The organism is Rhizobium sp. RU35A, from assembly GCF_900156005.1.
GTDB classification, from domain to species: domain Bacteria; phylum Pseudomonadota; class Alphaproteobacteria; order Rhizobiales; family Rhizobiaceae; genus Neorhizobium; species Neorhizobium straminoryzae.
Genome location: NZ_FTMR01000001.1, coordinates 353,712 through 366,412 on the forward strand (window position 1 = coordinate 353,712; position 12,701 = coordinate 366,412).

15 protein-coding genes and 1 pseudogene are annotated in these 12,701 nt (G+C 64.9%); 5 read left to right on the plus strand and 11 right to left on the minus strand.

Going from position 1 to position 12,701, the window contains the following annotated elements:
- The first annotated feature begins 28 nt into the window (after positions 1–28).
- The 3 genes and pseudogenes from F3H95_RS01870 to F3H95_RS01880 all read left to right on the plus strand — a co-directional run bounded on the left by F3H95_RS01870 (position 29) and on the right by F3H95_RS01880 (position 1,602).
- Positions 29–338 (plus strand): annotated as a pseudogene (locus tag F3H95_RS01870) (BrnA antitoxin family protein).
- Between the two features lie 120 nt (positions 339–458).
- Positions 459–1,046, plus strand: coding sequence for a DUF1214 domain-containing protein (locus F3H95_RS01875; RefSeq protein WP_143126669.1), 588 nt, complete (start codon positions 459–461; stop codon positions 1,044–1,046).
- Positions 1,039–1,602, plus strand: a complete 564-nt coding sequence (locus F3H95_RS01880) for a DUF1254 domain-containing protein (RefSeq protein WP_149744730.1) — start codon at positions 1,039–1,041, stop codon at positions 1,600–1,602. The genes F3H95_RS01875 and F3H95_RS01880 overlap by 8 nt, the downstream gene beginning before the upstream one ends.
- Positions 1,603–1,654: 52 nt before the next feature.
- Here F3H95_RS01880 and F3H95_RS01885 read toward each other — a convergent pair whose 3' ends face one another.
- Entirely contained in the window at positions 1,655–1,843 is a 189-nt protein-coding gene (locus F3H95_RS01885; protein ID WP_143126671.1) for a hypothetical protein, read from the minus strand.
- Positions 1,844–2,613: 770 nt separating this feature from the next.
- On the opposite strand from F3H95_RS01885, the gene F3H95_RS01890 reads away from it, so the two are divergent.
- Both F3H95_RS01890 and F3H95_RS01895 read left to right on the plus strand, forming a co-directional pair.
- Positions 2,614–3,615: a DUF2336 domain-containing protein gene (locus tag F3H95_RS01890; protein ID WP_149744731.1), complete on the plus strand. Its 1,002-nt coding sequence runs from the start codon at positions 2,614–2,616 to the stop codon at positions 3,613–3,615.
- A 165-nt stretch (positions 3,616–3,780) separates the two neighbouring features.
- A complete protein-coding gene (locus F3H95_RS01895; protein ID WP_143126673.1) occupies positions 3,781–4,200 on the plus strand; it encodes a SufE family protein in 420 nt (139 codons plus the stop codon).
- A gap of 35 nt (positions 4,201–4,235) precedes the next feature.
- Here the strand turns inward: F3H95_RS01895 and F3H95_RS01900 are convergent, their stop codons facing one another.
- From F3H95_RS01900 to F3H95_RS01945, 10 genes are all read right to left on the minus strand, one after another.
- Positions 4,236–5,075: a DUF6456 domain-containing protein gene (locus F3H95_RS01900; RefSeq protein WP_149744732.1), complete on the minus strand. Its 840-nt coding sequence runs from the start codon at positions 5,073–5,075 to the stop codon at positions 4,236–4,238.
- Positions 5,068–5,493, minus strand: a complete 426-nt coding sequence (locus tag F3H95_RS27405; RefSeq protein ID WP_244617848.1) for a helix-turn-helix domain-containing protein — start codon at positions 5,491–5,493, stop codon at positions 5,068–5,070. The genes F3H95_RS01900 and F3H95_RS27405 overlap by 8 nt, the downstream gene beginning before the upstream one ends.
- Positions 5,494–5,915: 422 nt before the next feature.
- Entirely contained in the window at positions 5,916–6,344 is a 429-nt protein-coding gene (locus F3H95_RS01910) for a MucR family transcriptional regulator (RefSeq protein WP_143126674.1), read from the minus strand.
- A gap of 417 nt (positions 6,345–6,761) precedes the next feature.
- Entirely contained in the window at positions 6,762–7,097 is a 336-nt protein-coding gene (gene mnhG, locus F3H95_RS01915; protein WP_143126675.1) for a monovalent cation/H(+) antiporter subunit G, read from the minus strand.
- Entirely contained in the window at positions 7,094–7,465 is a 372-nt protein-coding gene (locus tag F3H95_RS01920) for a cation:proton antiporter (protein WP_185969907.1), read from the minus strand. The genes mnhG and F3H95_RS01920 overlap by 4 nt, the downstream gene beginning before the upstream one ends.
- Positions 7,465–7,938: a Na+/H+ antiporter subunit E gene (locus F3H95_RS01925; RefSeq protein ID WP_149744733.1), complete on the minus strand. Its 474-nt coding sequence runs from the start codon at positions 7,936–7,938 to the stop codon at positions 7,465–7,467. Before F3H95_RS01925 ends, F3H95_RS01920 begins: the two co-directional genes overlap by 1 nt.
- Positions 7,935–9,491 carry a Na+/H+ antiporter subunit D gene (locus F3H95_RS01930; protein ID WP_149744734.1) on the minus strand — a complete coding sequence of 519 codons (1,557 nt, stop codon included), beginning with the start codon at positions 9,489–9,491 and terminating at the stop codon, positions 7,935–7,937. Before F3H95_RS01930 ends, F3H95_RS01925 begins: the two co-directional genes overlap by 4 nt.
- Before the next feature lie 12 nt (positions 9,492–9,503).
- On the minus strand, positions 9,504–9,881 hold the full coding sequence (locus tag F3H95_RS01935) for a Na+/H+ antiporter subunit C (RefSeq protein ID WP_143126679.1): 378 nt from the start codon (positions 9,879–9,881) through the stop codon (positions 9,504–9,506).
- The gene (locus tag F3H95_RS01940) at positions 9,881–10,300 is read right to left on the minus strand and encodes a Na+/H+ antiporter subunit B (protein ID WP_149744735.1); all 420 of its coding nucleotides are present in this window, start codon (positions 10,298–10,300) and stop codon (positions 9,881–9,883) included. Before F3H95_RS01940 ends, F3H95_RS01935 begins: the two co-directional genes overlap by 1 nt.
- The gene (locus F3H95_RS01945; RefSeq protein ID WP_149744736.1) at positions 10,297–12,669 is read right to left on the minus strand and encodes a putative monovalent cation/H+ antiporter subunit A; all 2,373 of its coding nucleotides are present in this window, start codon (positions 12,667–12,669) and stop codon (positions 10,297–10,299) included. Before F3H95_RS01945 ends, F3H95_RS01940 begins: the two co-directional genes overlap by 4 nt.
- Between the last annotated feature and the right edge of the window lie 32 nt (positions 12,670–12,701).

Consider the following 12,701-nt stretch of genomic DNA (forward strand, 5'->3'; position numbering starts at 1 on the left):
GAAGGAGACTGTCATGACGAAGGACCCTATGTCCGCCCATCGGAACGAACAGCAAGGTTATCCCGGCCAGGACGCGGCGGACGCTGACGCCATCGATTGCCCGCCGATGACGGAGGATGAACTGGCGCGTCTTCGGCCTGCGCGGGACATTCTGCCTGCCCCGTTCTTTGCGGCGATGGAGGCACGCCGCAAGGTGCGCGGCCGCCCGCCGGTAGAGCAGCCCGAAGCGACAGGTGACGCTGCGGCTCGATGCAGATGTGGTGGAAAAGTTCAAGCAGGACGGCAAAGGCTGGCAGAGCCGCATCAACGATGCCTTGCGCAAGGCTTCCGGTCTTTAGCGCTGTCGGCGTCGCAAGACGCAGGCAACGCGGGGCGGGAGCAAACCGACCTTCGCCATTTTCCCGCGCGGCAAACAGTGCTACCGCTCATCACCCTGAACCACAGAGGTTGAACCGCTTTTGTTTCGCCTGCCCCTTCTCGTTGCGCTCGCCCTGATCGTCGCCTTTGGCGTCGGCATCGGTTCGACGCGGGTGGCCCTTGATGCCACGACCGGCTTCGGCGCGATCCGGCTCGGTGCCTGGGAGGCCTTTCCCGAGGCGCAGACGGTCAATGCCGATCCCTATGCCAAGGCGCACCGCGCCAATGGCGGGCGCCTGCTCTATGGCAGCGCGGAGGGCCTGAGCTTCACGGCGGCGACGGACGAGAAAGGCGAGCGGCTGAACGGCAACTGCACCTATCTGGTTTCCGGCCAGACGCCGCAGGCAAGGCTGTGGACGCTGTTTGCCACGGGCAGCGAGGACCGGCTGCCGAATGCGTCCGACGGATTGCCGGTGGCGCTGAATTCCCGCAGCGTGCTGCGCGAGCAGAACGGCAGCTTCGTCATCACGGTGGCCGCAACCGCCGAACCCGGCAACTGGCTGGCCGTGGAGGCGCAAAAGCCCTTCCGGCTGGTGCTGACGCTGCTCGACACGCCGACGGCCGGCAGTTCCGGTCTGATCGACCTCGCCATGCCGCGCATCGACCGCATCGGGTGTGGCCATGCTTAAAATTCTGCTCGCCATCCTGACCGGTCTCGTGGGTGCCGGTCTGCTGCATCTGGTGATCATTCTCGCCCTGCCCTATTACAGCGAGCGGGATGCCTATAGCCGGGTGCTGCGCGAGGGGCCGTCCTTCGAATTCCATGTGCTGGGGCCGGGGCGCGATCCGGCCGGTCTCGGCCGCACCGATCCGTTCCTCGATATTGCCGTCTGCGCCTTCGATCTGGATGAGGGGCCGGTCCAGCTGACGGCGAGCGGCGAGGTGCCGTTCTGGTCGCTCGCCACCTTCGACGCCGCATCGAACGAAACCTTCAGCATCAATGATCGTACTGCCGTCGATGACGCGCTGGACGTGATCCTTGCGACACCCGTGCAGGCAACCCGGTTGCGCAAGGCGCAGGCGCCGACCCTGGCCCAGTCGATCATCGTCGAGACACAGCAGACCCAGGGTTATGCGGTTCTGCGGGCCATGGCGCCGCAGGCAAGTTTTCGCCCGCAGACAAGCGAGTTCCTGAACGGCGCCGGATGCCTGCCGCTTTCGACGGCTCCCCAGACATCACGCTGAGAGGACGCGACCTTGTCGGTGCGCCTTTATCCCCTCTGTCTCTCGCAATGCCTTACTGGCTGTCTGCGCGCAGGGTCAGTTCGTCCATCAGCCGGTGGCTCATCTCCTCGCGCCGCTCGTAGCGCACGCCGGTAAACAGCAGCACGGCCGCATCACGCGCCTCCGGCATACGGGATGGGGGCTGCGGCCTGCGGCCTTTATGCTCTGCCCGCCATGCATTCATCACCACGATCTCTGCCATGCTCGTCTCCATCAAGAGTTCGAGACGGATGAAGGACGGACCGATTTCACCCTGCCCCAAGCCGGGGCCGGCGCACCTCGTGCCCGAGGCATCTGCGCCTTTCTCGTCAGCCCCGGAGCCTTCCGGTATCCGGGGATCTGCGCCAAGGGAAACGCATGGAACCCTTCACGGTTTCACGGCGCTGCATGTTTATCGAACCGGGGTCAAACCGGTTCATCCCGAAACAGGATCTTGCAGAATCGTTTATGCGTCCCTCCTGAAATACAGCCATAACGCCGTTAACAATTTGCTAAGCGGGGCCGCCCCTCTCGGGCGGGAATGGGAGAAAGCGACGGCTGTGGCCGGGTGTTGCGGCAATGCCCCTTCATCCTGTCGACCTTGCCTGTGGAAAACCAAGGGATTGTCGGGATTTCCGGGACAATCCGGCATCGCAGCCTGCCGCCAGACGACGGGCACCCGGCCAGGAGTCCCTGCGTTTTGCGGCCTGGCTGCATGGCCTGCCATGGCACGGACGGCGGCGGACCTGTGCCGGCGGGAGAAACCTCTTCACCAGCCATTAACCTCATTTCCGTAACATGGCTTAACCATGCCATGACGGTGGTGGCGTGCCTTGCACCCGGTGCTGCCCTGCCGTCATCGATTTGCCCGTCCAGAGGACAGGACGACGGCCGCTCCGGGGGCCGCGCGCACGCTCTGAGTCTTGTATCGTTTGTAATGCGTCGGTGGATAGGACCGTGGACCGGTATCGTGAACTTGAGAGGCCGCAGGCCATGCGCAGAAAGGATGTGGTGCTGATGGCCACGGTCACGAGTTTCGAGGAACTCGAGCGCCCGACGAAATCGGAACTGCGTCAGTTTGCGGAACTGTTCACGCCTCTTTTCCAGGCCTCCGGCGACGAGGCACGCCGCCAGGCCGTTGCCGCTCTCTCCCGCTCCCTGCACATTCCGCCCGCCGTTGCCTTCTTCATCGCCAGCCAGCCTGTATCCGTCGCCGCTCCCTTTCTGATCGGGTCCGCCTGCCTGACCGACGAGATGCTGATCACCATTGCCCGCACGCAAGGGGCCGATCATGCCCGCGCCATTGTCCGGCGCGAGAACCTGTCGCCGAAGGTCATCGACGCCCTGGTCGGTCTTCGCCACGCCCGCAGGACAGCGCCCGGCGAACCGGCGCAGGATGCCTCCGCCAACCGCTTGGCCGGCGCCGAACCGACCCTTTCCGTCCCCGCAAAGCTGGCCGACGGGCCGGAAGAGGCACGCCTTGCCCGCGAGGAGGCCTTGCGCCAGCAGATCAAGGGGCTTGCCGCGCATCTCAACCGCGCACCGGGCGACCGGCTGGGCCTGCGCAGCCTGACCGAGGTGCAGGAGGCGCTTCTCGTGCGCTTTGCCCGCGAACGCGATGCCGACAGCTTTGCCACCACGCTGGCCGATACGCTGTCGGCCAGCCGCTGGCTCGCCGAACGCATCCTGCTTGATGTCTCCGGCCATCAGCTCGCCACCACGCTGAAGGGCCTTGCCATGGGGGAAACCGAAGCGCTGTTCGTGCTGGAGCGCTTCTACACGCATCTGAAGGACGTGATCGGCGATACGACCCGCGGCCAGATCCTCTGGGATTCGCTCGAGGAAGACGAGTGCGGCCGCCGCCTCGAAGCCTGGCGCCGCGCCGACCGCTACACCTATGCAGAACCCGTGACACCGACCGTGGCGGAGACCAGCGTGCCGCAGACCGAAAAGCGCGTCGCGGGTCTGGCGCCGCGCTTCCGGGTTGCCCGGTAAGGCACGCCCTGCCCATGCCGCGATAAACCTGTTTCTCTCCCTGCGCCGAGGTTTTCCTTGCGCGCGCCACCCCTTATATGAGGGGCATCGAACCGCGGCTGCGCGCGGGCGCCCGCAGGCGAGCCGCCGGGCCTTGCGCCTGCCGGGGAGCCCAACGGAGCCGCCATGACCAGCATTGACCAGATCATCGACGATTTTGCCTTTCTCGACGACTGGGAGGATCGCTATCGCTATGTGATCGAACTCGGCAAGGCGCTGCCGGATCTGCCGGAGGACAAGCGCACAGCCGAGAACAAGGTCAACGGCTGCGCAAGCCAGGTCTGGCTGGTGACCCATCGTGGCGAAGGAGCCGATCCCGTGCTGACCTTCGAAGGCGATTCAGACGCGCATATCGTGCGCGGCCTGGTGGCGATCGTGCTGGCCGCCTATTCCGGCAAGACGGCCTCGCAGATCGCGACATCCGATGTGTTCGAGGTGTTCAATCGCCTCGGTCTGGTGGAGAACCTCTCCTCGCAGCGGGCCAACGGCCTGCGTTCCATGGTGAAGCGTATCCGGGACGAGGCGCAGGCGCTGACAGCGGCCTGACCCCATCCCCCGGCCTTCGCCCGAAATGTCCGACCTTACAGCTGCGGGCGAAAATCCTCCGCGCCCCAGGCATGGCGGCGCGCACGTCCGGGCGGTGGCGCATAATGCCGCGCCAGCGCCAGAAGGGCCGTGCGCAGCATCAGCTTGGCGGAACGCACCGGCCAGCCCCGCTCCCTCTCCACCAGTTCCAGCCCCTTGCAGAAGCAGCAGACATCGAGCGCCACGCCGGACAGATCCGGGCCCATGGCCTCCACGGCGCGGTTGACGCGAAGCCTTGCGGCCAGCGCGGTATCGGACAGATCCTGAAGACCGCCCCGCTCGCCCGCCATGCGCTGGGCAAGCCGCGGCTCCCAGCTGGCGGTGACGCGCGGTGTCAGCTGCCCGCGCTCGAAGTCGGCGGCCAGCCGCTCGCCCGCCGCGATCGCCTCCTCACCGAAGAAGGGCTTTCCGTCGCGATCCTTCAGCCGCACCAGCGCAGCAAGCGGCGATTCCAGCAGGTTGCGCCGCACGGCCTGCCGCACCCGGGCGACCTCCACGGTCTCCTCGACCTCGAGACGGTGCTGGCCGGCAAAGGGCTCGTCGCCGACCTCCGCCAGCTGCCTGCGCAGAAAGGCGATCGCCTCCGGCCGGGCCGATAACCGCTCGCCCTGACGCTCCAGCAGCCCGGCGGACAGCGCTGCCTGCACAACCTCCGACGCATGGCGCCCCTGCCCCGAGGCGCCCGTGAGCACCAGCTCGTCTGCCTCGGCGCCCTCCGGCAGGTGGCAGGGGCCGCGCACCACCTGCTTCAAAAGACGCACCAGGGCCTTGTTGCCCGCAGGCGGCACCGGAGAAGGACTGCCGCCGATCCCGTCCTTGCCAAAACCCTCAGTCATGACGCAGACCCTCGCGACGGCCGAAAACGGCAACCACCATGCGCTCGATCGTCGAGACGAAAGAATCGAAGGCGGCATCCTCACGACGATCCTCCACCACGCTGCAGGCATGGCCCACGGTGGACCGGTCCCGCCCGAAGGCATCGCCGATATCACCCTGCGGAATGCTGAGCGTGACGTGGCAGACATACATGGCGATCTGCCGGACATGGCAGAGCGCGCGGCGGCGGTCACGGCGAAAACTCGTGCGGTCGCCGATCGCCATCACCAGTTCGCTGACCAGTTGCCGCACGATGCGGCAGACCTGCGTCAACGGCAGGGTGGCCGGCGGAACGAAGGGCGGCACCAGCACCGGACCGGCGGCATTGCGCGCCTCGGAGGGACATGGCAGTGGTGGAATTCTGTCGATCTCTCGCATGAACAACTCCCGAAATAGGAATTAATTCATATACCCTTGTCACAACCGGGGGATAAACAAAAGCGGGTCCTGCGACAGTTTCGTTGATTTTACAGGGATATTTTCCGACAGACGCTAAAATTTCGGGATGATTATCCTCACCCCTCTCCCAAAATCGAGGGGATCTGCGGGACGGCGGCGGAGGCTGCGCGGCCATGCCGGCAACAATCGGGCGCCTCTCACGGCAGGCGCGCCAGCGCAAGCCACAAGCGCCCACGCTCCCGGCGCACGAGGATCGCCCCGGTCGCATCATCGCGCTCGCGGCGACATCCGTGCCTGCCACACAAAAAAACGCCGCCCGAGCGAACACCGCTCCGGCAGCGCTTGTGGGTCACGCCATCACCGCGCCCCTTGCAGAGAGGGAGCGGCGGAGGCATGGATTCTTACTTGGCGCGCTTGCGGCGCTGGCCAAGGCCCATTTCCTTGGCAAGGCGCGAACGGGCCTCGGCATAGGACGGAGCCACCATCGGATAGTCGGCCGGCAGGCCCCACTTCTCGCGATATTCTTCCGGCGTCATGTTGTAATGGGTCATCAGGTGACGCTTGAGCGACTTGAACTTGAGGCCGTCTTCCAGGCAGATCAGGTAGTCGTCTTCGATCGACTTGCGGATCGGCACGGGCGGCTTCGGCTTTTCGACCGCGGCAGGAACGGGCGCCGGCGACGACGTGTTGCTGAGCGCGCTGTGCACGTCGGAAATCAGGTTGGACAGATCGCCCACCGGGACGACATGGTTGCTGACATAGGCGGCCACGATATCGGCGGTGAGTTCCACCAGCAGATCGGAGCCCTTGCCCGCAGTGACTTCGGTCATTTCAAATCTCCTGTTCGTTTCGCTGGCGTCTGTATCACCTTGATACAGCGCCGTGTGCAGAGCAGTGCGTAAAACCCGAGATCATGCCCGTTTTTCTTTCGAAAGCGGATCCACCCCTAGATCCATGCGGGCGTGAACGAATTTTTGCGCGCCGTGCAAAATACCGATCGCTGTTCCTGTCCCCTTTTGCCCCGACTGCCCGTTCCCGGACATCAAATCAATGGCAAGAGTTTGACCGAACGCGGTCGATATTCGTGCTCTACTGAAATGCGATTAGCATTGTTCGCGGCAAAGTCCAAATACAATCTTCGTAACTTTGTTCTATTCGGGACTTTGTCCTACGAGTTTAAGCGCTTACTGATTGATTATCGCACAGATGGCGACAAGCCAAAGTAAATATGAGAGGCACCCTGATTATCAAGGGCTGTCCTGACGAAGATGGTCGGCAACGGAGGACGGGTGGAGCCGATAGCCTGCCTTATGGGCCGCACGCGCCAGCAGATGGGCCGAGACGGGCGTGGTCAGGATGAAGAAGAAAAAGCCCGCCAAGGCTCTGGCAAATATGGATAAATCGGCAGAATGAAGCCCTGCCGCGAGCAAGAGCAGGCCAGAGCCGACGGTGCCGGCCTTGGAGGCGGCGTGCATGCGGGAAAACATGTCGGGAAAGCGGATCAGGCCGATCGAGCCCATCAGCGCGAAAGCACTGCCGGCCACCAGAAGCAGAACCGTCACCAGCGTGAGTATAAGGCTCATGCTTTTCTCTCCTGTTTCATTTTGGAGCGATTCTCCGGACGTTCGCCGGCGTCCTCACCGCGCATGGCAGCCCCCTCGCCTTCCGCGCCGGCAGCACCGCGCGCCAGGATGAAGCGGGCCAGCGCCACGGTTGCGAGGAAGCCGACAAGGCCGAGCGCGATCGCAACATCGATGTAGAGCGTGAAGCCGGTCTTGATGGCAATGACGGCGATGAAACCGATGGCGATCCCGACCAGCATGTCGAGAGCCACCACCCGGTCCCCCAGCGTCGGCCCACGGATCACGCGCGCCACGGTGACGAGAAAGGACAGGACCAGCAGGGCCAGAGACAGCCAGATGCCGGCGGAAAGAAGCAGCGCCTCGGTGATCATCGGAAGGCCTCCATGATCTTGCGCTCGAAGCCTTCACGGATGTCCCGCCTGGCGCCTTCGATGTCGGAACAGTCGATGGCGTGCACATAGAGCGTGCGGCGGTCCTCCGACACGTCGACGGAGAGCGTACCCGGCGTCAGCGTGATGAGATTGGCAAGCAGCGTGATCTCGAAATCGCGGTCCACCGTGAGCGGAAAGGAAAAGATGCCGGGCCTGACCACGAGGCGCGGCCTTGTGACCAGCACCGCGACCTTCCAGGCCGACAGCGCCAGCTCGCGCAGGAAGAGCGCCAGCAGCGAGAGAATGCGGCCGATGCGGCGCAGATAGCTGACCCCGTGCGCCTGCTCCCGCACCAGTCCGATCGAAAGCGCCGACACCGCAAAACCGAACAGCAGGTTCAGCACGCTTGCGCTGCCGCTGACAGCGACCCAGATGACCGCAAACAGCACGTTCAAGGTAAAGGCGGTCATCGCGCACCTCCGCCGGGAAAGACAGAACCGAGATAGGCGGCCGGATCAATCAGGCCCGCAGCCGCCTCCTGAGAGAGGCTGAGCGGCCATTCCGGAAACAGGCCGAACAGGACAATCAGCAGCCCGAGCGCCAGGATCGGTCCGAACGCGGCTGCCGGCAGCGTTCCTTCTCCGGCCTGCGGTCCGGGCGCGGGGCGCCAGTAGACCAGAAGGAAAACGCGGGCGAGCGCGATCGTCACGAGAAAGCCGGAGAGAAGAATGCTGCCCGCCAGCCACCAGGCGCCGATATCAAGCGAGGCCTTCACCAGCACGATCTTCGGCCAGAGGCCGGAAAAGGGCGGCAATCCCGCCACCGCCAAGAACAGCGCCAGCGAGACGAAGGCAAAACCAGGTGCCCGCTGGTAGAGACCGCCCTGCGCGGACAGCGTCCATTCGCCGGTCAGGGCGGCTGCCCGGCCGATGACGAGATAGAGCGCCGTCATCGCCAGCATCGAATGCAGCGCGTAGAAGATCGCACCCGAAAGCCCGGCCACGCTGCCGACGGCGATGCCCGCCATCATGTTGCCGATGCCGGCAATCACCGCATAGCCCGCAAGCCGTCTCAGATCGTTCTGCGCCAGCATGCCGAGCGCGGCGGCGAGCATGGTGAGCGCGGCCACGACCGCCACCACCAGGCTGAGCTCCTCCAGCTGCAGCGGAAACAGCATGACCATGACGCGCAGCAGGGCATAGATGCCGACCTTGGTCAGCAGGCCGCCGAACAGGGCAGAGACCGTGACGCGCGGCGTGTGATAGGAGGCCGGCAGCCAGAAGTTCACGGGGAAAGCGGCAGCCTTCATGGCGAAGGCCAGGATGAACAGGCAGGACAGCGTCATCAGCGGCGCGCCCGAGATGCTGCGCGCCTTGAGCACCAGATCCGCCATGTTGAGCGTGCCAAACACCGCATAGAGATAGCCGACGGCGATCAGGAACAGCGTGGTGCCAATGAGGTTCAGCACCGCATATTTCATAGCGCCGTCGATCTGCTCCCGCTCCGACCCGAGGATCAGGAGACCGAAGGAGGAGATCAGCAGCACCTCGAACCAGACATAGAGGTTGAAGATGTCGCCGGTGAGGAAGGCGCCGGAGACGCCCGCCATCAGCAGCAGCAGGAAGGGAAAGAAGCCGTAGCGCAGGCGCGCGTCATCGATCTCGGTGCAAGCTGCAACGGCCGCCGCCAGCGCCACCACGGCCGAGACGAGCGCCATCACCGCGCCGAAGACATCGACGGAAAAGGCAATGCCGAAGGGCGGCAGCCAGCGGCCCATCACCATGGTGACGGGACCGACAGCCAGCGCCCGCCACAGCAGCAGCGCATCGATCAGCACCAGCCCGGCAAGGCCAGCGATCGCGATCGGCGCATGCAGGCGGATGCGATGGCGCAGCATCATCAACACCGCACCAAGCCCGATCATCAGCGCCGGTGGCAGGATGACCAGCCAGTCGGCGGCAGGCGTCGGCGCAAGCTGCAGGGCCGCGGACAGATCGATGGGGGCGGAGGTCGTGGCAGCCATGATCGGGCCTCCTCAATAGCCGAGCGGCGGCATGGGATCATCCTTCGGCTCGGCCAGGCGCATCTCGTCCGTATCGTCCGTGCCGAGGTCCTGATAGGCGCGGTAGGTCAGCACCAGCAGGAAGGCGAAGAAGGAAAACGAGATGACGATGGCCGTCAGGATCAGCGCCTGCGGCAGCGGATTGGCCGCCCCCTCCGGCAACGCGTCGAGCCCCGCCCCGATGATCGGCGGCACTTCCCGCGTCAGCCGTCCGCCGGTGAAGATCAGAAGGTTCACGGCATTGCCGAGAATGGCGATACCAAGCAGCATCCGCACGGAGTGCCTGGACAGCATCAGGTAGACGGCGGTCGCGAAGAAGGCGCCGACCAGCACCGCAAGCAGCGCTTCCATCAGTCGCTCTCCTTTTCTTCCAGCGCCAGCGCAATGGAGGTGATGGCGCCGACCACCACCAGATAGACGCCGATATCGAAGCTCATGACGGTGGAGAGCGGCACCTCCACCCCAAAAAGGCGCGGCGCGATCCACAGGCCCGTCATGAAGGGAACGCCCGCGAAGACCGAGAGAAGGCCGGACAGCGTGGAGAGCATGAGGCCGAAGCCGGCGATCGACAGCGGATGGAAGCGGATCGCCCGGCGCACCGCCGCCACGCCATAGGCAATGCCGTAGATGGCAAGCGCCGAGACGGCGATCAGCCCGCCAATGAAGCCGCCGCCCGGCTCGTTATGGCCGCGCAGCAGCACGAAGATGGAAAACAGCAGCATCAGCGCGGTGAGGAAGGGCGCGACGGTGCGGAAGATCAGCGTGTTCATGAGCGCTCTCCCGCCTGCGGCTCGGCGGCATCCGGATCGTTATCGGCCGGGCGCTGCGGCCCGCCGGCCCGGATGCGGATCACCGCCAGGATGGCGAGCCCCGTGACCATCACCACCGCGATTTCGCCCAGCGTATCCGTGCCGCGGAAATCGACGATGATGACGTTCACGACATTGGCGCCGTGGGCAATCACCTTGGAATAGGCGTTGAAGAACTCCGTCAGGCGCGCATCGAAAACGCCTTCCGTGGTTTTCAGCAGCAGCAGCGTGAAGCCGAGGCCGCAGGCCACCGCAATCGTTCCATCCATCAGCATCTGGCCGAGCGGGCGGCGGTCGGAGGGCGTCAGGCTGAGCCTGGTGATGGCCAGCGCCAGAATGACCACCGAAAGCGTTTCCACCATGAACTGGGTGAACGACAGGTCCGGCGCGCCGAACAGCAGGAAGATCACCGCCACCGCAAACCCCTGGATGCCGAGCGAGACAATGGCCGTCAGCCGGTTTTGTGCCCGCAGCACCGCGACAAGCCCCAGAAGCGCAATGGCGACGAAGGCCCATTCGTGGATCGGCACGCCGGCGGGCATCGCGGGCACCGCCGGCCATTCGCCATAGACGAAGGGGGGCACCAGCAGCGTCGCCGCCAGGATCAGGAAGGTGGCCGTCATGTAGAGGTCGAGCCGGCCCGGCTGGATCAGGCGCGTGATGCGCACCGAGAGGCGCACAAGGCCGGCAAGCGCCGCATCGAAGCCGCGATCCGGCCCCGGACCGATCGCCTCCACCATCTGCTGCATCAGGCCGCGCAACCGGTCGATCTGTGTGTAGACGAGAAGGCCGAGCGCCACCGTCAAAAGCGAAAGCAGCAGCGGCACCCCGAGATGCGGAACGGTGGAAATGGTGACGGTGACCGGTTCCCCCTGCACCGCGCTTGCCATGGGCGAGGAGATGAAACGGTGGGCAACGGGTGAGAACAGGCCGGCCAAAAGGCCGAGTGCGGCAAGCGCCACCGGCCCCAGCCAGAGCAGCAGCGGCCCTTCATGCGCAGGCTTCGGCGTTTCGACCGGTCTGCCGACAAAGGGTTTCAGCCCCACGGCAAAGGCGAGCGCGAACATCAGCGCATTGCCGAGAATGGCCACCCCGCAAAACAGCAGGGCACGCGGATTGCCGCCGGCCAGCGCATAATAGATCTCCTCCTTGGCGAGGAAGCCGAAGAACAGCGGCAGGCCGCCCATGGAGAGCGCCGCAAGCAGCGCTGCGGCAAAGGTGACCGGCATCGCCTTGGCAAGGCCGCCGAGCCGCGTCACATCGCGGGTGCCGGCCTCGTGGTCGATGATGCCGGCCACCATGAACAGCGCGCCCTTGAACAGCGAATGCGCCACCAGATAGAGCACGGCGGCAGTGACGGCATGCGGCGTATCGAACCCCGTCAGCATCACCAGCAGGCCGAGCGAGGCCATGGTGGTATAGGCAAGCATCAGCTTGAGATCGCTCTGGCGCAGACCGAGAAAGGTGCCGGCGATCAACGTGATGCCGCCGGCGAAGGGCAGCAGGATTTCCCAGGCGGGCGTTCCCCCCAGTACCGGGTTGAGCCGCATCAGCAGATAGACGCCGGCCTTCACCATGGTGGCCGAATGCAGGTAGGCGGAGACCGGGGTCGGCGCCTCCATGGCATTGGGCAGCCAGGCATGGAAGGGAAACTGGGCAGACTTGGTGAAGCAGCCGCCCAGGATGAGCAGCAGCGTCGCCAGGTAGAACGGACTTTCGCGCACGCCCTCGCCGAAATGCACCAGCAACGACAGCTGCGTGACGCCGCTGACATTCCACAGGAAGATCAGGCCCGCCAGCAACAGCAGACCGCCGCCGCCGGTGATGACGAGCGCCTGCAGGGCCGCCCGCCTCGCGGCTGCGCGCTGGTGATCGAAGCCGATCAGCAGGAAGGAGGTGATCGAGGTCAGCTCCCAGTAGACGAACAGCATCAGGAAGCTGTCGGATACCACAAGGCCCAGCATGGCGCCCATGAACAGCAGGATGAAGGAAAAGAAGCGGCCCTGCTGCGGATGACCTTTCATGTAGCCGCCGGCATAAAGCACGATCAGCGTGCCGATGCCGGTGATCAGCAGCGCGAAAGTGAGCGACAGGCCATCGAGGAACCAGGAGAAGGACAGGTTGAAACTGGGCGCCCAGGCATAACCGCCCGTCACCACTTCCCCCGCCGACACCTCCGGCAGGAAACCGGTGAAGAAAAGAAAGGAGAGCGCGGGCGCAAGACACAGCAACCAGGCGGCCCGGTGGCCGAGATGACGTGTCAGAACGGGTGCCGCCAAAGCCGCAACGAAAGGCAGAAACAGGCAGACCAGGGTCAGTTGAGCGATCATTTCCTCCCGCCGATGCGTCGGATTCTTGGACA